The sequence below is a fragment of the Paenibacillus sp. 19GGS1-52 genome (genome assembly GCF_022369515.1).
GTDB lineage: Bacteria > Bacillota > Bacilli > Paenibacillales > Paenibacillaceae > Paenibacillus_AQ.
On record NZ_CP059724.1, the window covers coordinates 5558832 to 5578207 of the forward strand.

Below are 19376 nucleotides of genomic sequence, written 5' to 3' on the forward strand. Positions count from 1 at the left end.
ATTACTCGGAAGGAACTGTGATTGTTCCAGCAATGATTTGTGCTTTATATTCTTCAACTTTTGCCAGAATGTCAGCAGATACATTAGCTTTAGATGTTTCCGGAAGACCTACACCGTTATCTTTCAAGCCCAGTACTGTAGTAGTACCACCTTTGAAAGTACCATCGACAACTTCTTGGGAAACTTTCTTAACCGCTTCGTCAACATGTTTGATCATTGAAGTCAAAGTAACGTCATCGCCGAATTCCAAAGATTGGTCTTTGTCTACGCCGATAACCCATACTTTAGTTCCGCCTGCTTTATTACGGGATTTGGCTTCATTGAATACGCCATTTCCTGTTGCGCCAGCAGCTGGGAAAATGATATCTGCGCCATCATCATACAATGTAGCAGCCAAAGATTTACCAGTGTCTGGCTTGTCATACGCACCTGCATAAGTGATCTTCACTTCAGCAGATGGGTTAACAGCTGCAACACCAGCTTTGAAGCCTACTTCAAAACGTTTGATAACTGGGCTTTCCATACCGCCAATGAAGCCTACTTTGTTAGTCTTAGTTGTCAGACCTGCAACAACACCAACCAAGTAAGAACCTTCATTCTCCGAGAAAGTAACAGATGCAACGTTTGGAGCATCTACTACGCTATCGATTATAGCCAAGTTAGCAGTAGGATTCTCAGTAGCTACTTTAAGAACTGCATCCCCAAGGTCAAAACCAATACCCCAAGTCAGGTTATAGCCATCTTTTACAAATTGGTTAAGGTTCGGCTCGTAATCAGCATTTGATTTACTTTGCAGATATTTAACTTCAACACCTGCTTCAGTTTTAAGAGCTTCAAGTGCTTCCCAAGCGGATTGGTTAAAGGATTTGTCGTTAACTCCGCCTACGTCAGTAACCAGGCCGACTTTAACATCAGTCTTAGGAGCATCCGTTGGTGCTTCTGTTGGTGCATTAGTTGCTGCATTAGTATTTCCTTCTGCGGCATTGCCAGTGTTAGCGTTGTTGTTGTTTCCGCAACCCGTTAAAATAACTGTGAATGCCAGCATCGTAACAAGAGATAGCTTGAAAATCTTTTTCATCGATAGTGATCCCCCTTAAGAATTGGATGTCTTCTGTGTTCTGCTTGGACATTCCATTAGAACAAATTATAACTGCAAAAAAGCCTAAAATCCAGTGCATAAATGACCTCAGGTCAATAATAATTTGCATTTTTCTGCAAGAAAACGCTTTCTATGACATTGCATGTTATTATCATGTCGGAAACGTGTTAGAAAACCTCGAAATTCCTCTGCTGCCGTATATATATCATTTATATTATTGCACACTGAAGTGTTTTCTATTATTATGAGTGCTTAGTAATTGTACTGAAAGGAAGTTATCGGAATGTTAAACGAAGACAACAAATTAAAAGAAAAACCTGCTTTCAAATACTGCCGTGAATCACGCGTATTTAAGACTGGCCGAGTCTTCCCAAATGATGTAAATAACCATAAGACTTTATTTGGCGGCAAACTTATGAGCACTATTGATGAAGTTGCTTCTATCTCTGCTATGCGCCATTGCCGAACTAACGTTGTGACTGCTTCTTCTGATTCAGTTGATTTCTTACGGCCGATCAGACCTACAGATTCCGTTTGTTTCGAATCCTTCGTCTCCTGGACAGGGCACACAAGCATAGAAGTATTCGTAAAGGTTATTTCGGAGAATCTATATACCGGAGAGCGTGCCGTCGCTGCCACCTCTTTTATAACCTTTGTGGCCGTTGAGGAAGATGGCACTCCTTCTCCTGTCCCAGCCATCATACCTGAGACGGACGAAGAGAAGCTAATCAGCGAGTCAGCCAACGAGCGTTCTGAACTGCGTAAGGTGAGACGGACAAGCAGCAAGAAATTAGCCTCTCAGCTGAATACAAGCAAGTACTGGGAATAGGCTAGCAAGCTAGCCAGCATTACATAAACCAGCCTTGATCTATATTGCCTGGTGTGGCTCAATAATGGACCTCACACCGCACAAAAAAAAAGCACCGCTGCACGGGCAATCCGCAGGCGGTGCTTTTCGGTTATATTATAGGATTCTTACGCGTTAATCTTCTCTTTAGCTACAACAGCCAGTGAGTTGAATGCGTTAAGATCATTTACAGCCAAGTCAGCCAGCATCTTACGGTTAACTTCTACACCAGCCAATTTCAGGCCATATACAAGTTTGCTGTAAGACAAGCCGTTCAAACGTGCTGCTGCGTTAATACGCACAATCCACAGTCTGCGGAAGTTACGTTTAGTCTGACGACGGTCACGGTAAGCATAAACCATCGATTTCATTACTTGTTCTTTAGCAGTTTTAAAAATGCGATGCTTGGAACCGAAATAACCCTTTGCCAGCTTCAATACTTTTTTATGTCTACGACGAACTACAAATCCGCCTTTAACTCTTGCCATATTAATAAACCTCCCAAAAATGTGTGATAATTATCTCTTTAAGTTAGCCAAACCTTGTCTCAAACGTCTTACATCCCCAGGGGCCATTACTGGATTACCATTCAGAACACGCTTAGCGCGTTTCGATTTGTGGGACAGCAAGTGATTCTTGTGAGCTTTGTAACGTAGTACTTTACCAGTTCCGGTAATTTTGAAGCGGCCTTTAAGGCTGCTATGTGTTTTCATTTTAGGCATGGTGTTTCCTCCTTGAATATTATGCGGCGTCAATTTGCTGGGCAAGTGACTCCATATTTATTGGGCTTTCGGAGCCAAAATCATAATCATGCTGCGGCCTTCTAGCTTAGGTTGGCGCTCAACAACAGTAATATCAGCCACTTCGTTCTTAACACGCTCTAAGATTTTCTGGCCGATACTTGCATGTGTAATCTCACGTCCGCGGAAACGTACGGAGCACTTCACTTTATCGCCTTCACCCAGAAATTTAAGTACATTGCGGAATTTAGTTTGATAATCATGTTCCTCAATGTTAGCACGGAACCAGACTTCCTTGATATCAACGATCTTCTGGTTTTTGCGTGCTTCCTTCTCTTTCTTCTGTGTTTCATAACGGAACTTGCCGTAATCCATGATGCGGCATACCGGCGGTTTTGCCTGTGGCGCAACGTTGACTAAATCCAGATTAAGATCAATCGCCATTTGCAACGCTTCGCGGATCGGTTTAATTCCGATTTGTTCACCTTCTGCACCAACCAACCGAACCTCTTTGGCCCGAATTTCATCATTGAGCATATGTTCCTTACTGATAACTCTCCACCTCCGGATCTTCTTAAACGCTTTGCTGTAATTCTCCATAAAAACGGGGTGCCGGTAACTCCCGACACCCCATTTGATCAACGTTCATGAATTCTAACATTCATAAATCATTGAGATCAAACCAGCTGGCAAATGACCAGGCAGGTGAGAAGCCGGTGCTTCTTCTTACAATCTCTATGCTTTTGACACTTGATTACTATACACCTCTGAACACATTGTGTCAACACTTATTATACTTGTTTACTCTGAACTTCTTCAAGTCTTACGACACGCGTATGCTTGGTGTGGCTCCATTGCTTGTTGTTCTGCGTAAAGAACGCATAGAACGTGATTGGATACCAGGAGATCAGGTAAATAGGGAATAGCAACAGATAGAAATATACTTTTTTGTACTTGACCTTCTCCAGTGCCATTGCAAGGATGAAGGTAAAGATATTAGCGCCAACTGCTATATAACTAAGCCATATAGGTAGATGTCCATAAATGTTGGCGATATTAGGTCCATTAAACATTGTTATATCAATGAACATTACCGCAGGCATCAGAAAGGTCAATAATACAATATAAACATTTGCTCCATACAGAGCAAGGTCAAACTTCGTCAAGCTGCGCTCTTTAATACTCTGCCACAGCAAAGGGAAAAAATAGCGGCGAGCCACCGTAAAGTGCCCCTGCATCCAGCGCAGGCGCTGTACGGATGAAGCCTTGAACGTCAAAGGCTTCTCATCGAATACCTTGGCATCATAATTAAACCTCGGGAAGATACCCTTGGATGCACTGCGCATCGTGAACTCCAGATCTTCAACCAGGCTTGTAGCTCCCCAGCCAATCTCCTTTAGAAGCTTGGTCTCAAAGCACATTCCGGTTCCACCAAGGAAGTTGGCCATCTGCAGATTATGACGTGACAGCTGCCATAAACGGTTAATATACCAATACGAAACGCCGTAAGCAGCAGTAATCCAGGAATCTTCCGGATTCTTCGTATCGATATATCCTTGGATAACTCTTGCGCCTGAACAGAGATCATTATTCATCTCCAGCAGGAATTCCGTATGCGCCAGGTTGTCGGCATCGAACATTACAACACCATCATACTGGCGCTCCATGCCCCATAGTTCTTTGAGCATCCACTCGATGGCATATCCTTTGCCTCGCAGATTCGAATTGGTACGAACACAAGCATTCATGCCGTGCTCCCGTACAATTCGGGCCGTTCCGTCTGTACAATTATCGCAAATAACAAATACATCGTACAAGTCAGCCGGATAATTCAATTGCTTCAGATTCTCCATTAACGCGCCAACGACTTGTTCTTCGTTATGCGCCGCAACCAACACAGCAAAAGACTTTTCTGGCTTGAAATGCGCCTTTTTCTTTTTCTTGTGCAGTCCGAATAACGAAAATGAAAATTGATAAACTGCAATTGCCGCCAAGATCACTTGGAGCGTAACAAACAGTGCGTCTGTCATGATCTTTTGATGCCCCCTTTTTCAATCTTTGTGTTCTTTTTTTTCTCTCTGAACTGTTTTAGTACTGACCCTTTTGTTGCATCCCTTACAATAGACCAAGTGCATTCCCATATTGTTGGTAGGCTTCTGAAAATTTATATAATGTTTAAAAGGCTGTACGGATTCATCATCTTTTGGAATCCCTTTATTTCTCTGTATCCTTTTAAACCTGTTTGGCCTGCTTGAATCATTGTACGGCGTAAGGGTGCCGGAAGTCAAAAGTGGCAACTTTCGAGCAAAGTCGAGCTTTTTCTTGAAATGAAGCACTCTAAAAAAGTATGATGAAGACAGTTGTATGCTAAAAACGGATTGTCGCAAGAGCGCCTAATATCTGTAGCCGAACTAACGGAGGGTCAAGATATGAGACATTTATTCATGAAGTTGCATCTCTGGGAGCGGCATCTTTTTCAATGGATTAACGGACGAATGCACAATCGATTTTTGAACTTCTGGTTATTTTATCTCACCCATCTGGGAGGAGCTACAGGCGCAGTTGGCATCAATGTTCTCCTGTGGGCATTTGCGCCTCAGCCTTTGAGAAACACAGCGCTGCAAGCGCTAGTAGCTCTAGCTATCAGCCACCTGCCCGTTGCGGTCGCCAAGAAGCTGTATCCGCGCATGCGCCCGTATCTGGCGCTTCCGGGCACCCATACGTTCCACAATCCGCTGAAGGATCATTCTTTTCCTTCCGGCCATACCACTGCTATATTTGCCGCTACAGTACCTTATATGGCTGCTTATCCGGCCCTGACCGTTATTCTGTTGCCGCTAGCCTGCACTGTTGGTTTCTCCCGGATTTATCTCGGATTACATTATCCTTCCGATGTTATTGCGGGTGCGGCCATAGGGACCAGTGTGGCAGCAGGCACACTAGCATTATGGATCTGAGACCTACGGCTACAACCGTGAAAACCTTTGGGAACAGGTGAATTAAACATTGCGCAAAAAAAGAGTGTTATTACTATCAGAAGGCTTTGGCGCAGGTCATACTCAGGCAGCGTACGCGCTATCCAGCAGCCTGCGCAAATTATCGCCTAATGTACAAACCAAGGTGCTGGAGCTAGGGAATTTTTTAAATCCCAAGATGGCTCCACTTATTGTATCAGCATACCGTAAAACCATTACCACTCAGCCCCGACTGATGGGCTACGTATACCGTCATCAGAAATCATTCAATCGTCTTACAACGCTTGCCTTGCATCGCATCTTTTATACGCATACCAAAAATATTGTAAAACAGTTGAAGCCGGATCTTATTATCTGCACACATTTTATTCCGAGCGCAGTAGTTTCTCGTCTGAAGCGGCTGGACCCTGCCTTTAAAGTTCCGCTCGTGACGGTGATTACCGATTATGACGCGCATGCCAGTTGGATCAGTAGAGAAGTTGACCGGTATCTGGTATCCACACCAGAGGTGAAATCCAAGCTGCGCCTGCGTGGTGTTTCTGCCGCAGCCATTCAGGTAACCGGTATTCCAGTGCACCCAAATTTCTGGGAACATCCCGGAAGAAAGGACATTCTGGAGAAGTTCAAGCTGCATGATATGCCGACTGTTCTAGTCATGGGCGGTGGCTGGGGAATGATGAACGACGAAATCGTTAATTCTTTTCTGGCTGGCTGGCGGGAACAGATTCAAATCGTCTTTTGTCTTGGCAATAATGAAAAGCTCCTGCTCAAAATGAAAGAGGACCCGCAATATAACCATCCTCATATCTCACTGCTCGGCTTCACTCGCGAGATCGATAAACTTATGGAAGTATCCGATCTGCTGGTCACGAAGCCCGGTGGTATGACTTGCAGTGAAGGACTAGCCAAAGGCATTCCCATGTTATTCCATCATCCACTGCCCGGTCAGGAAGAAGAGAACTGCCGCTACTTTACCGCCGCGGGAATCGGAGAGCCCATCGACTCTCTAGATGTTGTCGTCAAATGGATGAAGCGGCTGTTAAACAACTATGAAGATGTGCAGAACACACGTAACAGCAACCTTAAGGTAATTGACCGCTATCATCCACTGCAAAGCGCGCAAAGTATCATCGATATGCTTGAACTATAAGAACCTGTTAGAAAAAAATGCTGCAGGGCCCGAAATACAGAATGGCAGTCAAGGAGTAACTACCTTGGACTGCCATTTTTCACGAACTATAGCCTGTATTTCTCCAGTCTATTGGCTTGATAGAGTTCGAGCGCCTCTGCCCCCACGATCGCCTCACAACGGTGAATATTGACCCCACGACCCGTAAACTTCGTCTCGTATTCGGTCATGACATGTTCCTCGTTAATAATGCCATCCGCATGTAGGTCTAGCGAAATGTTCTTCATCTGCAGCCCGTAATCAGCAAAAGCATTCAAGGAGAATTCGAAAAGACTTCTTGAATCTGTCTTCAGATGAATTTCGCCGAGAGTACTGAGCAGCCCGCGGTATTTGTCGAGAAAGCGCGGGTGCGTCAACCGGCGGCGCGCATGCTTACCCTTAGGCCAGGGATCGCTAAAATTAAGATAAATGCGTTCAAGCTCTCCAGGAGCAAATACTTCCTCTGCATAATTAATATTGGCGAGGGCCAGCTTCAGATTCGGCGGTGTCTCTTTCCCTGCTGGCTCCCATACTGCTCTAGCCTTCTCACCTGCTCTGCGGACCAGCTCATCATACATATCCACTCCGATAAAGTTAATATCAGGATATTTAAAGCTCATCTGGCTAATAAATTGTCCCTTACCCATTCCGAACTCCACATGGATCGGGTGGTCATTGCCAAACAATTCAGACCATCGTCCCATAAGACTGCGAGGGTCAAGAATGACCAAATCAGTCTGTCCTTCCAGACTTTCACGTATTCCTTTTCTTCCACGTAAACGCATATGGTATTCCTCCGCTTATCTCTAATGCTATAACTATCACTTGCAATATTGTGCCGAACTTGTTCCCAAAAGTAAAGGGATAAAAGTAAAAAAGAGAAAGAAACTCTCCCGCCAACACCGCAAAACGGCGGGCAGAAGAGTTCCTTTCTTGTTGTATTTTGGAATTGGGGTCCATTATTTCAACAGTCCATAGTCTACCTTGCTGGAGGATTAAAATCAAATTTCTTCTCGAATGCGCTGCGGATCTTGCGCTGTGCTTCTATCTTAATCTTATGGTTGCCATTAAATTCCACACCTGTCAATGAAAGAGCTTCATCGGGAGTTAACAGCACCTCAATCGAACCGTTTCCCTCGGCTACTACTGTTTGAGAATTCATCGTTATCACCTCACGGTTATTATTATGGACCGGACGACACGAAAATATGAATTCAAGAATGAATTTCCTTTGGCTGCAGTGGCTTTTGATACTTTGAATATAACATAATGTGTAAGCATTTACAAGATGAATCCACCTTTCTCAGGACCTATTTTCAGCAGGGTTTCAGGGAGTAAATGTTACGCTATGCGCTGATTTTTGATACAATAGATGGGATTCAGAAAGGAGCTACCCATGTCTAACCTTTTACAGACTTCCTCTGCGCTATTATGGGGGGATAAACGTTTCCATACCTGGAATTACGAAATGCGCGAAGAAATGGACACGAAGGTGTTCAAAGTATCGCTTGATGCAGGTTTTACCTGTCCGAATCGTGACGGTTCTATAGCTAAAGGAGGCTGCACGTTTTGCAGTGCCAGAGGCTCCGGTGATTTTGCTGGCAGCCGCCGTGACGACCTTGTTACACAATTTAATAAAATACGAGACAGACAGCATCTGAAATGGCCAAACGCTAAGTATATTGGCTACTTTCAAGCCTACACCAACACCTACGCACCTGTAGAGGAGCTTAGAGAATATTACGAAATTATTTTGCAGCAGCCAGGTGTTGTTGGACTAGCCATTGCTACGCGTCCAGACTGCTTGCCGGATGATGTTGTTGAATATCTGGCAGAACTTAATCAGCGCACCTACCTTTGGGTAGAAATGGGCTTACAGACGATCCACAACTCCACCTCGGAGTTAATCAACCGCGCTCATGATACCCAATGCTATATAGAGGCTGTTGCGAAGCTACGGCGGCACGGCATCCGGGTCTGTACACATATCATTCACGGGCTTCCACAGGAAACGCATGAGATGATGCTGGATACGGTATCCGCCGTAGCCAATATGGGTGTGCAGGGCATCAAGATCCATCTGCTGCATCTTATGAGCAAGACCCCAATGGTCAAGCAATACGAAGCTGGACTGCTGCGTTTCATGGAACGGGATGAATATGTAAAGCTAATCGCTGATTCGCTGGAAATCCTGCCGCCAGAGATGATCGTACATCGCCTGACCGGGGATGCCCCACGAGAGATGCTGATTGGACCCATGTGGAGCCTCAAGAAATGGGAAGTGCTCAATGCCATTGACGATGAGCTGCTTGCCCGTGATACTTGGCAAGGTAAGTATTGGAGGAAAGGCTAATGGGCTTCTTGTCCGTTCTTAGCTATGCTCATAAACTAACCACCGAGCGGCTAGCGCTCGGTGATCGCGCGATTGATGCGACCGTAGGCACGGGTGCAGATACGCTTTTTTTGGCAAAAACAGTCGGAAAACGCGGGGCTGTATACGGCTTCGATATCCAGGCTGCTGCGCTTGGGCTGGCCAATGAGCGCCTTCGGCTTGCCAGAGAGGAAGCCCCTCTGGCAATCTCTTCAGTGACCTTGCTGCAACGCAGTCACGCTGATATGCTGGAAGCTATTCCAACTGACTGGGCGGAAACGGTCGGTGCCGTGATGTTCAACCTTGGCTATCTGCCTGCAGGCGACGCCGATAGGAGCATTATCACTCAGCCAGACAGCTCCCTTCAAGCTCTGGAAGCCGCGCTAAGGCTCCTTCGTCCAGGGGGGATTATCACAGCTGTGCTTTATCCGGGTCACGCTGGAGGAGAATTGGAAGCCGCTGCCGTAGAGTCATGGGCGGCGGCCGTTCCTATCCATGTAGCGCAAAGTATTATTTATCGTCAGTTGCAGCGTGCCGATGCACCTTATTGCTTGGCGCTAGAGAAGAAAAAAAGCAAGGACCATTAAATTAAATTTGATAAACGGAAGGAAGTTGTAAAAATGACATTACCTTATCCTTTGAAATTTCAACCTGAATTTAAAGAACGTGTCTGGGGAGGCCGAGCATTGGAGAAATTCGGTCTGGACTTGCCCGAAGGACATATTGGTGAAGGTTGGATGATTGCCGATCATCCTAACGGAACCTCTTCCGTAGTTAACGGAGAATTGGCTGGACAAGGCCTGGACCAAATTCGCGAGCAATTTGGCCACGAATGGTTCGGCAGCAAAGGAATTTCGGAAGCTGGTGGAAGATTCCCGCTGCTGATCAAACTGTTGGACTGCAATGACAATCTATCCATCCAGGTGCATCCTACGGATGACTATAAAGGATTGCCACAAGGAGAACTGGGCAAAACAGAAATGTGGTATGTGCTGGACGCCAAACCAGATGCCAAAATCATTTACGGCCTCAAAGAAGGCGTAACCCGTGAGACCCTGAGGGAAGCACTGGAGAAGGGTACTGTAATGGACAGCCTTCAGGAGGTATCCGTCTCCGCTGGTGACTCATTCTACATCCCAGCCGGAACCGTTCACGCCTTATGTGCTGGTGTTGTCGTTGCGGAGATCCAACAAAACTCAGATACTACATATCGGATTTATGATTATGACCGTCCCGGCCTTGATGGCAAGCCGCGTGAGCTTCATATCGAGGATTCCCTCAACGTTACGGCTTACGAAGGCGCAGGAGCTACTTCGATGAAGACCGACAATGCGGTTCCTGGTGAGTGGCTGCAGCTCGCAGCTTCACCTTATTTTATTGTGGAAAAGGGACTCGTGCTTGGAGAATGGGATCTTTCCACTACACCAGACAGCTTCACCATTCTAGTGATCTGCGAAGGCAGCGGACATCTGAAATGGAACGGCGGCTCCCAGCCCTATGCTGCAGGAGAATGTTATTTATTGCCTTCAAGCCTAGGCTCCTACTCGATCGAAGGCCAGTCCACCGTGCTTCGTTCGTATTTACCATAAGCCATAACTTTCAGGAGGAAAGGCTATGAGGGAAAATAGCTTTACTATGACTGATCCCGTAGGAGTAACCATTCATGTCTATGAATGGTTGCCGGACATAGAAACACCCGTCAGGGGAATTGTGCAAATTTCTCATGGCATGTGCGAAACGGCTGCCCGTTACGCTCGCTTTGCGGCCGCATTAACTGGGAATGGCTATGCAGTATATGCCAATGACCACCGGGGCCATGGCCAAACTGCGGGTGAAGTCGATCTGCTAGGCGATACTGGAGAGAACGGCTTCTACTGGATGCGGCGCAATGTGCTCCAGCTCTGCGCCATTGCCCTTTCCAGACATGTTGGACGACCCATTTTTCTCTTCGCACACAGCATGGGTTCCTTTCTGGCCCAGAAGATGATGTGTGAAGAAGGTAATGAGATCTATGCGGGTTATATTCTCAGCGGGACCAACGGCCCACGCAGCATGCTGCGGCTTGGCGAGTCGCTGGCTGATATACAGTTAAGGCTCCAAGGTAATCGTCATCGCAGTGTTTTACTAAACGGCATCGTATTCGGTGGTTACAACCGCGCCTTCCTCCCGATAAGAACAGCGTTTGATTGGCTAAGTCGTGATGAATCTGAAGTAGATAAATACATTGCCGATCCCTTTTGTGGTGCGATCTGCACCACCTGCTTTTTCCGTGATTTCTTCCGGCTGCTACGTGATATCCACTCGAGGAAATCTCTGCGTACATTACGTACAGACAAGCCTGTATATCTTTTTTCCGGAGCAAAAGACCCCGTCAGCACAAATGGTCAGGGGGTCCTGCGTCTTGTAAAGATATACAAGGAGCATGGGATCTCGGATGTGGAACATAAGCTCTATCCAGAAGGCAGGCACGAAATGCTGAATGAGGTGAATCGGGAACAAGTCACGGTTGATGTGCTTGACTGGATCGCCCGACATCTCCCCTCAGAAGAGAAACCGCAAACGGCGGGTGTAATAACCTCCTAAGCAGGCTAAAGACAGGCCATTTCAGCTTTTCCGGAATGCCTGTCTTTTCTTTTATATGCTACAAATCTACTAATGATCCATTTTTTAACAAAGTCAATATGATATAATTTAACTGTACAACACTGCATGTTTGAGTACCCGGTCATCCCCTTAATAGGGAGGTGATAGAAATGGAGGTACGTGATGCAATTGCTTTAATGTTCGCATTCGGCATGTTTATATTAGCGCTTCTTGCCTATATCAAAAAGAAATAGACCGCCCCGGCAAGGTAACGGTCTATCTCATCCGCAAAACTAACGACCGGCTGCTCATTCAGCAGTGGTTGTACGTGGGGCCATGCTCACGCAAGGCTCCTTTTTATACTTATTATAACATAACCCATTTTATTACAGAAACACAACATATGCGCTCAACCATTCAGTTGACTGCTACTCAATAAGGAAGATGGTGCAACTATGGACATTACCCAAACCGAGAAGCAACAAATTCTGGATTTCTATAACGCTGGAGCAGAACAGGGACGATTGGAACGTGGGATCGGGGTCATCGAATGGGAACGAAGCAAGGAAATCATCAGCCGATATCTTCCAACCAGTAAAACGGTCATCTACGATATCGGTGGCGGAACAGGTGCTTATTCCAGATGGCTGGCGGCCTTGGGCCATGAGGTCCATATGTTTGAGCTAGCACCTGAAGCTGTTCTTTACGCACAAAAGCAACAAGCCTCAAATGATATCCCGGCTATACATACCATCGAGGTCGCTGACGCACGCCATATCGCAAGAGCTGATGAGAGCGCTGACTTGGTACTCCTTATGGGTCCTCTCTACCATTTGCCAGACCGAAAAGAGCGGCTAGCCGCTTTGCATGAAGCCACAAGATTACTTAAGCCAGGTGGAACACTGCTCGTCGCAGCAATTTCCCGGTTTAGCTCTACTCTGTGGGGGCTATCCGTATTTGGTGGTCAGAATAATCTAATCGATGAGGCCGCGTTCATGACAATGATCGAGATGGAGCTGACAGAAGGCCAGCATATCCGGCCCGCAGAGTACCCTAAATTTATCTCACGCGCATTTTTCCATCTTCCGGCAGATTTACGAAACGAAATTGAAGCGAGTGGATTAACGCATCTGGCCACGATTGGTGTGGAAGGTCCGGTGTGGATCGTACCTGCCTTTACTGAAAAGTGGGAGAATAAGCAGAGCAGAGAAGCCTTACTCAAAATAAGCTCTCTTGTCGAAGACCAAGAGAGCTTACTGGGGATGAGTCCACATATGTTGGCTGTGGCTAGGAAGAAGATATGATATCCTACAAAAATTTTAAATTACAAGGACGAACCCATGTAGAATTATTTAACATGAATTACTGCTGCTAATATGAGTCATGTAGCTCTTGAAAGCTATTTAACATGAATTTCTGCCTCTAATTCGGGTTTTGGACCCTGATTTCCTGAATTCGTAGGAAAATAACGGCATAATTTGTTGTTAATTTAATGTTCAGGGCATGAATCCATCGATTTAGAGGCATAAAATGCTGTTAAAAAACACTCCTAAAGCTCACCTAACGCTAAGGAATATTCGCCCTTGTAGGATCACTGTACTTCCTTACGTTCGCAGTCAATCCCCCCAAGGAACAATCTGCAACTCTGGCCATAACTTCTTCCATTTCTGTGCTTTGCTGAAATATATGCTTTCGTTTATGAGCACTTTATTAGGTCTGACAATCAGGCCGAATAAATCTCCCAAGCCAAATGGAGCGTATATGTGCCAGCTGTCATCATCATTTAACCTCGCGCCAAGACAAGTGGCTGTAGTCGGCCACTTGTCAATTGCGGACTCCAAAGAGCGATAAGGCTGAAGATCAATCCCGAATTTTTCACGGTACCATAGATGTACTCGGGCTTGATTCTTAATGTCCACCGGAAACGGAGTCCCGGCAAAAATCTTTTCCCCCTTCGTGATCATTGCATCTTCTGCATCGTAGCTGAGATCAGCCTCATCATAATAGATGATGTCTATATCACCAATGCCATATTCCGGTGGGCGTTCCGTTAGCTTATTCCATACAGTCTGCACAAGACAGCCTGCTCCAATGTAATAGGGATGTGGGCCTAATGACCTCGCTTCTCGGAATAAAGACATTAGCGTTTCATTCTTAGTAAAAATATCAATCAGCCTTTCCTTGTATTGCTCTTCATACAAGGATAGGAAAATCTGTTCCTTCACGTCCAAGGCCCCCTGTATTATAGCGGCAGCGTATAATATTGCGCCCGCTGGCTCTCATCCTGCTGGTATAGCACGATGAGCAGTGTGTTTCCGGTTCCAACTATGCTGGATGGTGCTTCAGCTACAGCTGTAGAGACACCATCCACCATCGCAGCCGCAAACGTGATATTCGCCTCGCTGCCTGCTAATGCTGTGACATTATCGCTTTCCAACTCACCGCCGGAAAGGGTGTCCACGAAAGCTGGAGCCTCAGCTCCAGCCCTCATGCCGCTGATGGATTCCAGCACCGTCTCCAGTGAAAAAGGCAGCACCTCGAGCATAATAACCTTTTGCAGTTCCCGTTCATTCAGCTTGGCCTCTGCCAGTTTCGCCGAGATCAATTCCGGGTGGCTGACAATCTCCCTCAAATGTAGCGACCAATCCGCTTTCTCGAGTGTGTAATCCCACCAGATTTTACGCGGCTTATATTTGTGTCCAAGGAAATAATCGAGCTTCATAAGTCCTGTTATAACCTCCATGTACGGCGTCCCCCGGTCAATCAGGAACGACTGCAGGCGGGTGAATAGATCCTCCAGCTGATGGCCGATCTTCTGCCAGCCCCGCTCTTCCCAATAATCTCCGAATTCCTGAAAGAAATCGAAGGGCGATTCGAAAACATGGCGGATCAAATATTTGGCCGTATGGTCGAGTCTATGACTGTTCCAGTATTTCTCCAGCACATCCTCCAGCCGCTTCAAGCGGATAATATCAGAGAAGGGCATCATATGGCTGCTCAGAATCTCATAGGGTGCATGCTCCATGTAGGTATAGTCATATTTTGCTGCCTGAGCCCGCAGCCCAGTACCACGAAGCATCTTCAAGAAGCCCAGTTGCAGCTCTTCCGGCTCCATGGCGAAAACATCATTGAAGGTTTTGCGGAAGGTGGAATAATCCTCCATTGGCAGTCCGGCAATCAAATCCAGATGCTGGTCAATATTGCCGCTCTCCTTAATCTTCATCACCGTGCGGGACAACTTCGTAAAGTTCTGGCGGCGTTTGACCAATTCATTGGTCTCGTCATTGGTGGACTGCACGCCAATTTCGAATCTAAACACTCCTGGCGGGGCATTATTGGACAAAAAATCCAAGACCTCCGGCCGCATAATATCGGCTGTTATTTCGAACTGAAACACACATCCTTGGTGGTTATCGATTAGAAATTGGAACATTTCCATGGCGTAGCTACGGTTGATATTGAAGGTGCGATCCAGAAACTTAATGATCTTCGCGCCATTTTCAATCAAATAGAGCAGATCCGACTTTACACGTTCAATATCATAGTAACGTACGCCTACCTCTATACTAGACAGACAGAAGGAGCAACTGAAGGGACAACCCCGGCTGGTCTCAAAATATACAATACGTTTGCCCAGATCCGGCAGATCATCGGCAAAGCGATGCGGCGTAGGTAAGGTGTTGAGATCACTTTTGGGGCGCGGCGGATTAACAATCAACTCTTCCCCCTGACGGTAGGCAGCTCCAAATACAAAGTGGAATTTGTGGTCATCGCGCAGCTCCTGCAGCAAGTGGTGAAAGGTTTCTTCCCCGTCTCCGTTAACAACAAAATCAATACCGGATTCCCGTTTCATCCAATATAGCGGCTCGTACGATACCTCTGGTCCACCCAAAATAATCTTCACTTCAGGCATAACCTGTTTGAGAATACCGATCAGCTTGACCGTCTCCTCGATATTCCATATATAACAGGAAAAGCCGATCACATCCGGCCGTTTCTGAAACAAATCCGACACGATATTCATCAAGGGATCTTTGATGGTGTACTCTGCCAAAAGAATATCCTTAAATTCATGTTCACTGTAAGCCTTAAGGAGACGGATCGCCAGCGAGGTATGGATATATTTAGCATTTAATGTAGCCAGGATGATTCTCATGCTTATGCGACCTTCTTTACATTTCATTTTGGAAAAAATCAAGGAATTCCTTGCCGTACTTGCGATACTTCACTTCCCCGACACCCTTCACTCTCAGCATTTCACTTTCTGTCTGCGGGCAAATCACACTCATCTCACGTAAGGTCGCATCATTAAAAATGATATAGGATGGCACATGCTCCCGACCTGCCAGCTCCCGCCGGATGAGGCGCAACTGCTCGAATACGGTCTCATTAACAGCTGAGGGTGACAGATCGTGGCCACGGCCGCGATCCCGCGAACTGGAGGCTCCCGTGCGGGAAGGCCGAGCCACACGCTGCAGAACCTCACGCTGGCCGCGCAGCACTTCAGCAGCAGGGAGCTGCAGCCGCACAACTGGATATTGCCCTTCCGACAAGGCCAGATAACCTTCCGAGATCAGCACATTGATGATCTCGGAAATCTCCTTCTCGCTCTTGCTGGACATCATGCCATGTGTGGGCAGCTTGTCGAAACCATACTGCACCACCTTCTGATTACGGGAGCCCTTTAGTACCGAGGCTACCAGTGCCACACCGTAGCGCTCCCGCATGCGGTGAATGCAGGAGAAGATTTTTTGCGCATCTACGGTCATATCGACCAATTCCCGCTCATCCGTGCATGAGCTGCAAATCCCACAAGGCTTGTCCTCATGCTCTTCCCCGAAATAATCCAGATGTGCATTACGCAGACATCGGGTGGTATAGCAGTAATCAATCATCGCTTGAAGCTTGCGGTATTCGTTGGCTTTGCGCTCCGGGTCTTGCGGGTTCTGCTCAATCAGGAACTTCTGTGTCATGATATCCTGCGCACTGAACAACAGAATACATTCACTTGTCTCTCCATCTCGACCCGCACGTCCTGCTTCCTGAACGTAGGCCTCCATATTCTTCGGCATATTATAGTGAATAACGTAACGTACATTAGACTTGTCGATCCCCATGCCAAACGCATTCGTCGCCACCATGACCCTGATATCATCATAGAGGAAACCTTCCTGACTATCGGCCCGTTCCTGATCGTTCATTCCGGCATGATATCGGCCTACTGCTATTCCAGCAGCCTGCAATCTTTGATGCAGATCATCTACATCTTTGCGAGTAGCGGCATAAATAATGCCTGGCTGATGTGAATGTGTTGCCGCGTAGTCCATAACGAACTCCCGCTTATTCTCACCTCGCAGCACTGACATCGCCAGATTGTCCCGTCCAAGTCCAGTCATGAAGACACTCGGCTTGCGCAAACGCAGCAGGCGGACCATATCCTCCATTACCTCCGGCGTTGCGGTTGCGGTAAATGCAGCCAGAATAGGCCGGTTGGGCAATTCCTCCACGAACGGAGAAACGGAAAGATAACTCGTGCGGAAATCATGTCCCCATTGCGATACGCAGTGAGCTTCATCGACAGCCACACAGGAAATAGATAGTCCCGCCATTTCCAGACGGAACCAGTCCAGTTCCAGCCGTTCTGGCGCAACATAAAGTAGCTTCAACTCGCCCCGGTGGGCGGCGCGAATCCGCTCGTTGACTTCCTTTCCGCTCAGTGTGCTATTAATAAAAGCTGCCGGTATGCCGGCTGTGGTCAATGCGTCCACCTGATCCTTCATTAGCGAGATCAGCGGTGAGATTACAAGCGTCAAGCCCGGCAGCAGCAGCGCCGGAACCTGGTAGCAGATCGACTTCCCACCTCCGGTTGGCATAATGCCCAGCGTATCTCGGCCTTCCAGCAGACTCTCAACTATCTTTTTCTGACCCTCGCGGAAGTCGGAATAGCCATAATATTTTTGCAGTTCAGCCTGCGCCTGTTCCATAGTAGGGGCTTGCATCTTCATCTCTATCATAACTCCTTAAGCGTTTCTATCTTTAGTTTAGCGGGCAACGGAGCAATGAGCAACCGCCGGAGCTATAGAAGCTGCTTCTCCTTATAAATAATTACATAAATAATGGAGTTCTGAGGAACTCTTTATAGTGAGACCGCTAATGAGTAAATCGAGGGCGCTAACGGACCAAAGAATGGTGTCTACTGTATTGTTACCTAGGTGTAACAGGAATCGAACGGAGCGTAAATATGATCAATGTATACAGTTATATGGCCATGGTACTTCTGTTCTCCGGGCTTATACTGCTAACGATCGACAGTAAGATCTATAGTGTCAATGGATGGGTCCGCGAAAAAAAGGCGGCTTCTGTAGTAGGCTGGATCTATAGTGCACTTTCCCTATTAGTAATTATTTTCGTGCTTTTTTTTATGTAAAAAGACTCTAAAGGCCTATGGTCCTCTCCATAGTAATTCTTCCCCACCCATGGTATATTGAGGAGTACAATATCAGAGGACGGAGAATGTAGTCATGAATACAAGAAGAAATCCTAAAGAAGCATCCAAACGAGGCGCGAAGCCCGATTCCACAACAAAATCACAGTCTAAATCTAAATCAAGTGTTAGAAATAGCAAGTTTAATGATAAGTCCAAAGCCAAAACAGTAACCCCGGTTAAGCCCTTTATAGTAAGTGAGCCCTCTGAGTTGCTGCCTTTTTTACTGACTCATATTACTGGTCATGGACGAAATGCGATCAAATCCATTCTTTCGCGTGGACAAGTGTCGGTGAATGGTAAAGTTGTGACACAGCATAATCTCCAATTGCACTCCGGTCAAACGGTGGCTATTGATAAGGAGAAGCCAATTCAAGCAGAAGAAATGATTGGGCTCACCATTGTCCATGAAGATGATGATCTGATCGTCATTCAGAAGGATGCAGGTTTGCTGTCCATCGCCACTGCGGAGGAGAGTGAATTGACGGCTTACTACCAGCTTATGGAGCATGTGCGTCTCACTAATTCCAAGAACCGAATTTTTGTCGTGCACCGTCTAGACCGGGATACATCAGGGTTAATGATGTTTGCCAAAAGTGAAGCTATTCAACAGACCCTGCAAAACAACTGGAAAGAAACGGTAAAAGAACGCTCTTATGTGGCGCTTGTGGAGGGTGCGGTTAAACGGCCCGAGGGTACGATCAGCTCTTGGCTAAAAGAAACTTCCACCCTCAAAATGTATTCCAGTCCTCATGAAGGTGATGGACAACATGCGATCACTCACTATAAGCTGATTCAGATGAACCGCCATTTCTCCTTGTTAGAAGTACATCTGGAAACAGGACGCAAGAACCAGATTCGTGTGCATATGGCGGATATTGGACATCCGATCGCTGGCGATAAGAAATATGGTGCGGAAACCAAAACAGTTGGCCGGCTGGGACTGCATGCCCGTGTGCTCTCGTTTATTCATCCGACGACTGGTAAGCTATTGACCTTCGAAAGTCCCATTCCCAAGACCTTTTTGAAATATACCGCTCCTTCAACTACGCCGGCGCCAGCAACACCAAAGAGTCAGCAGTAGTCACACAAAAAACTAACGATAAGAA

At 46.6% G+C, this 19376-nt stretch carries 21 protein-coding genes; 11 read left to right on the forward strand and 10 right to left on the reverse strand.

Features of this window, described 5'->3' with window-relative positions; genetic code table 11:
• Nucleotide 1: 1 nt before the first annotated feature.
• Nucleotides 2–1078: a BMP family lipoprotein gene (locus H1230_RS25710; protein WP_239712666.1), complete on the reverse strand. Its 1077-nt coding sequence runs from the start codon at nt 1076–1078 to the stop codon at nt 2–4.
• Nucleotides 1079–1382: 304 nt separating this feature from the next.
• Here H1230_RS25710 and H1230_RS25715 point away from each other — a divergent pair, with 304 nt between their 5' ends.
• On the forward strand, nt 1383–1928 hold the full coding sequence (locus H1230_RS25715) for an acyl-CoA thioesterase (RefSeq protein ID WP_239712667.1): 546 nt from the start codon (nt 1383–1385) through the stop codon (nt 1926–1928).
• Nucleotides 1929–2074: 146 nt separating this feature from the next.
• Here the strand turns inward: H1230_RS25715 and rplT are convergent, their stop codons facing one another.
• From rplT to H1230_RS25735, 4 genes are all read right to left on the reverse strand, one after another.
• Entirely contained in the window at nt 2075–2434 is a 360-nt protein-coding gene (gene rplT, locus H1230_RS25720) for a 50S ribosomal protein L20 (RefSeq protein WP_036649386.1), read from the reverse strand.
• Nucleotides 2435–2464: 30 nt separating this feature from the next.
• Nucleotides 2465–2668 carry a 50S ribosomal protein L35 gene (rpmI, locus tag H1230_RS25725; protein WP_154116870.1) on the reverse strand — a complete coding sequence of 68 codons (204 nt, stop codon included), beginning with the start codon at nt 2666–2668 and terminating at the stop codon, nt 2465–2467.
• A 57-nt stretch (nt 2669–2725) separates the two neighbouring features.
• On the reverse strand, nt 2726–3223 hold the full coding sequence (gene infC / locus H1230_RS25730) for a translation initiation factor IF-3 (protein WP_154117291.1): 498 nt from the start codon (nt 3221–3223) through the stop codon (nt 2726–2728).
• A gap of 254 nt (nt 3224–3477) precedes the next feature.
• Nucleotides 3478–4716, reverse strand: a complete 1239-nt coding sequence (locus H1230_RS25735; protein WP_239712668.1) for a glycosyltransferase family 2 protein — start codon at nt 4714–4716, stop codon at nt 3478–3480.
• Nucleotides 4717–5115: 399 nt separating this feature from the next.
• Between H1230_RS25735 and H1230_RS25740 the strand changes: the two genes are divergently transcribed.
• Together H1230_RS25740 and H1230_RS25745 are read left to right on the forward strand one after the other, a co-directional pair.
• Nucleotides 5116–5643, forward strand: a complete 528-nt coding sequence (locus H1230_RS25740) for a phosphatase PAP2 family protein (protein WP_239712669.1) — start codon at nt 5116–5118, stop codon at nt 5641–5643.
• 49 nt (nt 5644–5692) lie between these two features.
• Nucleotides 5693–6811, forward strand: a complete 1119-nt coding sequence (locus H1230_RS25745) for an MGDG synthase family glycosyltransferase (protein ID WP_239712670.1) — start codon at nt 5693–5695, stop codon at nt 6809–6811.
• A gap of 86 nt (nt 6812–6897) precedes the next feature.
• On the opposite strand, the gene trmB is transcribed toward H1230_RS25745, so the two are convergent.
• Both trmB and H1230_RS25755 read right to left on the reverse strand, forming a co-directional pair.
• Nucleotides 6898–7614, reverse strand: coding sequence for a tRNA (guanosine(46)-N7)-methyltransferase TrmB (trmB, locus tag H1230_RS25750; protein ID WP_239712671.1), 717 nt, complete (start codon nt 7612–7614; stop codon nt 6898–6900).
• A gap of 194 nt (nt 7615–7808) precedes the next feature.
• A complete protein-coding gene (locus H1230_RS25755; protein ID WP_239712672.1) occupies nt 7809–7991 on the reverse strand; it encodes a hypothetical protein in 183 nt (60 codons plus the stop codon).
• Nucleotides 7992–8225: 234 nt separating this feature from the next.
• Here H1230_RS25755 and mnmL point away from each other — a divergent pair, with 234 nt between their 5' ends.
• From mnmL to H1230_RS25785, 6 genes are all read left to right on the forward strand, one after another.
• Nucleotides 8226–9182, forward strand: a complete 957-nt coding sequence (mnmL, locus tag H1230_RS25760; protein ID WP_239712673.1) for a tRNA modification radical SAM protein MnmL/YtqA — start codon at nt 8226–8228, stop codon at nt 9180–9182.
• On the forward strand, nt 9182–9787 hold the full coding sequence (gene mnmM / locus H1230_RS25765; RefSeq protein ID WP_239712674.1) for a tRNA 5-(aminomethyl)-2-thiouridylate-methyltransferase MnmM: 606 nt from the start codon (nt 9182–9184) through the stop codon (nt 9785–9787). The genes mnmL and mnmM overlap by 1 nt, the downstream gene beginning before the upstream one ends.
• 33 nt (nt 9788–9820) lie before the next feature.
• Entirely contained in the window at nt 9821–10789 is a 969-nt protein-coding gene (locus H1230_RS25770; RefSeq protein WP_239712675.1) for a type I phosphomannose isomerase catalytic subunit, read from the forward strand.
• 25 nt (nt 10790–10814) lie between these two features.
• The gene (locus H1230_RS25775; RefSeq protein ID WP_239712676.1) at nt 10815–11783 is read left to right on the forward strand and encodes an alpha/beta fold hydrolase; all 969 of its coding nucleotides are present in this window, start codon (nt 10815–10817) and stop codon (nt 11781–11783) included.
• A 170-nt stretch (nt 11784–11953) separates the two neighbouring features.
• On the forward strand, nt 11954–12037 hold the full coding sequence (locus tag H1230_RS25780; RefSeq protein ID WP_154117290.1) for a putative holin-like toxin: 84 nt from the start codon (nt 11954–11956) through the stop codon (nt 12035–12037).
• 201 nt (nt 12038–12238) lie between these two features.
• Nucleotides 12239–13087, forward strand: coding sequence for a class I SAM-dependent methyltransferase (locus H1230_RS25785; protein WP_239712677.1), 849 nt, complete (start codon nt 12239–12241; stop codon nt 13085–13087).
• A gap of 312 nt (nt 13088–13399) precedes the next feature.
• Here the strand turns inward: H1230_RS25785 and H1230_RS25790 are convergent, their stop codons facing one another.
• The 3 genes from H1230_RS25790 to recQ are packed head-to-tail and all read right to left on the reverse strand — an operon-like array spanning nt 13400 to nt 17788.
• Complete coding sequence (locus H1230_RS25790; protein ID WP_239712678.1) at nt 13400–14008, reverse strand: nucleotidyltransferase family protein; 609 nt, start codon at nt 14006–14008, stop codon at nt 13400–13402.
• A gap of 17 nt (nt 14009–14025) precedes the next feature.
• Entirely contained in the window at nt 14026–15939 is a 1914-nt protein-coding gene (locus tag H1230_RS25795; protein ID WP_239712679.1) for a B12-binding domain-containing radical SAM protein, read from the reverse strand.
• A gap of 16 nt (nt 15940–15955) precedes the next feature.
• Entirely contained in the window at nt 15956–17788 is a 1833-nt protein-coding gene (gene recQ, locus H1230_RS25800; RefSeq protein ID WP_239712680.1) for a DNA helicase RecQ, read from the reverse strand.
• 236 nt (nt 17789–18024) lie between these two features.
• Here recQ and H1230_RS25805 point away from each other — a divergent pair, with 236 nt between their 5' ends.
• Both H1230_RS25805 and H1230_RS25810 read left to right on the forward strand, forming a co-directional pair.
• A complete protein-coding gene (locus H1230_RS25805; RefSeq protein WP_239712681.1) occupies nt 18025–18210 on the forward strand; it encodes a CLC_0170 family protein in 186 nt (61 codons plus the stop codon).
• Nucleotides 18211–18304: 94 nt separating this feature from the next.
• Complete coding sequence (locus tag H1230_RS25810; protein ID WP_239712682.1) at nt 18305–19351, forward strand: RluA family pseudouridine synthase; 1047 nt, start codon at nt 18305–18307, stop codon at nt 19349–19351.
• Nucleotides 19352–19376: the final 25 nt, after the last annotated feature.

Coding starts and splice junctions, on each gene's coding strand:
- H1230_RS25785 (WP_239712677.1), top strand. CDS start 12,239: ATGGACATTACCCAAACCGAGAAGCAACAAATTCTGGATTTCTATAAC.
- mnmM (WP_239712674.1), top strand. CDS start 9,182: ATGGGCTTCTTGTCCGTTCTTAGCTATGCTCATAAACTAACCACCGAG.
- H1230_RS25755 (WP_239712672.1), bottom strand. CDS start 7,991: ATGAATTCTCAAACAGTAGTAGCCGAGGGAAACGGTTCGATTGAGGTG.
- H1230_RS25740 (WP_239712669.1), top strand. CDS start 5,116: ATGAGACATTTATTCATGAAGTTGCATCTCTGGGAGCGGCATCTTTTT.
- infC (WP_154117291.1), bottom strand. CDS start 3,223: ATGCTCAATGATGAAATTCGGGCCAAAGAGGTTCGGTTGGTTGGTGCA.
- H1230_RS25715 (WP_239712667.1), top strand. CDS start 1,383: ATGTTAAACGAAGACAACAAATTAAAAGAAAAACCTGCTTTCAAATAC.
- mnmL (WP_239712673.1), top strand. CDS start 8,226: ATGTCTAACCTTTTACAGACTTCCTCTGCGCTATTATGGGGGGATAAA.
- rplT (WP_036649386.1), bottom strand. CDS start 2,434: ATGGCAAGAGTTAAAGGCGGATTTGTAGTTCGTCGTAGACATAAAAAA.
- H1230_RS25735 (WP_239712668.1), bottom strand. CDS start 4,716: ATGACAGACGCACTGTTTGTTACGCTCCAAGTGATCTTGGCGGCAATT.
- recQ (WP_239712680.1), bottom strand. CDS start 17,788: ATGAAGATGCAAGCCCCTACTATGGAACAGGCGCAGGCTGAACTGCAA.
- trmB (WP_239712671.1), bottom strand. CDS start 7,614: ATGCGTTTACGTGGAAGAAAAGGAATACGTGAAAGTCTGGAAGGACAG.
- H1230_RS25780 (WP_154117290.1), top strand. CDS start 11,954: ATGGAGGTACGTGATGCAATTGCTTTAATGTTCGCATTCGGCATGTTT.
- H1230_RS25810 (WP_239712682.1), top strand. CDS start 18,305: ATGAATACAAGAAGAAATCCTAAAGAAGCATCCAAACGAGGCGCGAAG.
- H1230_RS25710 (WP_239712666.1), bottom strand. CDS start 1,078: ATGAAAAAGATTTTCAAGCTATCTCTTGTTACGATGCTGGCATTCACA.
- H1230_RS25805 (WP_239712681.1), top strand. CDS start 18,025: ATGATCAATGTATACAGTTATATGGCCATGGTACTTCTGTTCTCCGGG.
- H1230_RS25775 (WP_239712676.1), top strand. CDS start 10,815: ATGAGGGAAAATAGCTTTACTATGACTGATCCCGTAGGAGTAACCATT.
- H1230_RS25770 (WP_239712675.1), top strand. CDS start 9,821: ATGACATTACCTTATCCTTTGAAATTTCAACCTGAATTTAAAGAACGT.
- H1230_RS25795 (WP_239712679.1), bottom strand. CDS start 15,939: ATGAGAATCATCCTGGCTACATTAAATGCTAAATATATCCATACCTCG.
- rpmI (WP_154116870.1), bottom strand. CDS start 2,668: ATGCCTAAAATGAAAACACATAGCAGCCTTAAAGGCCGCTTCAAAATT.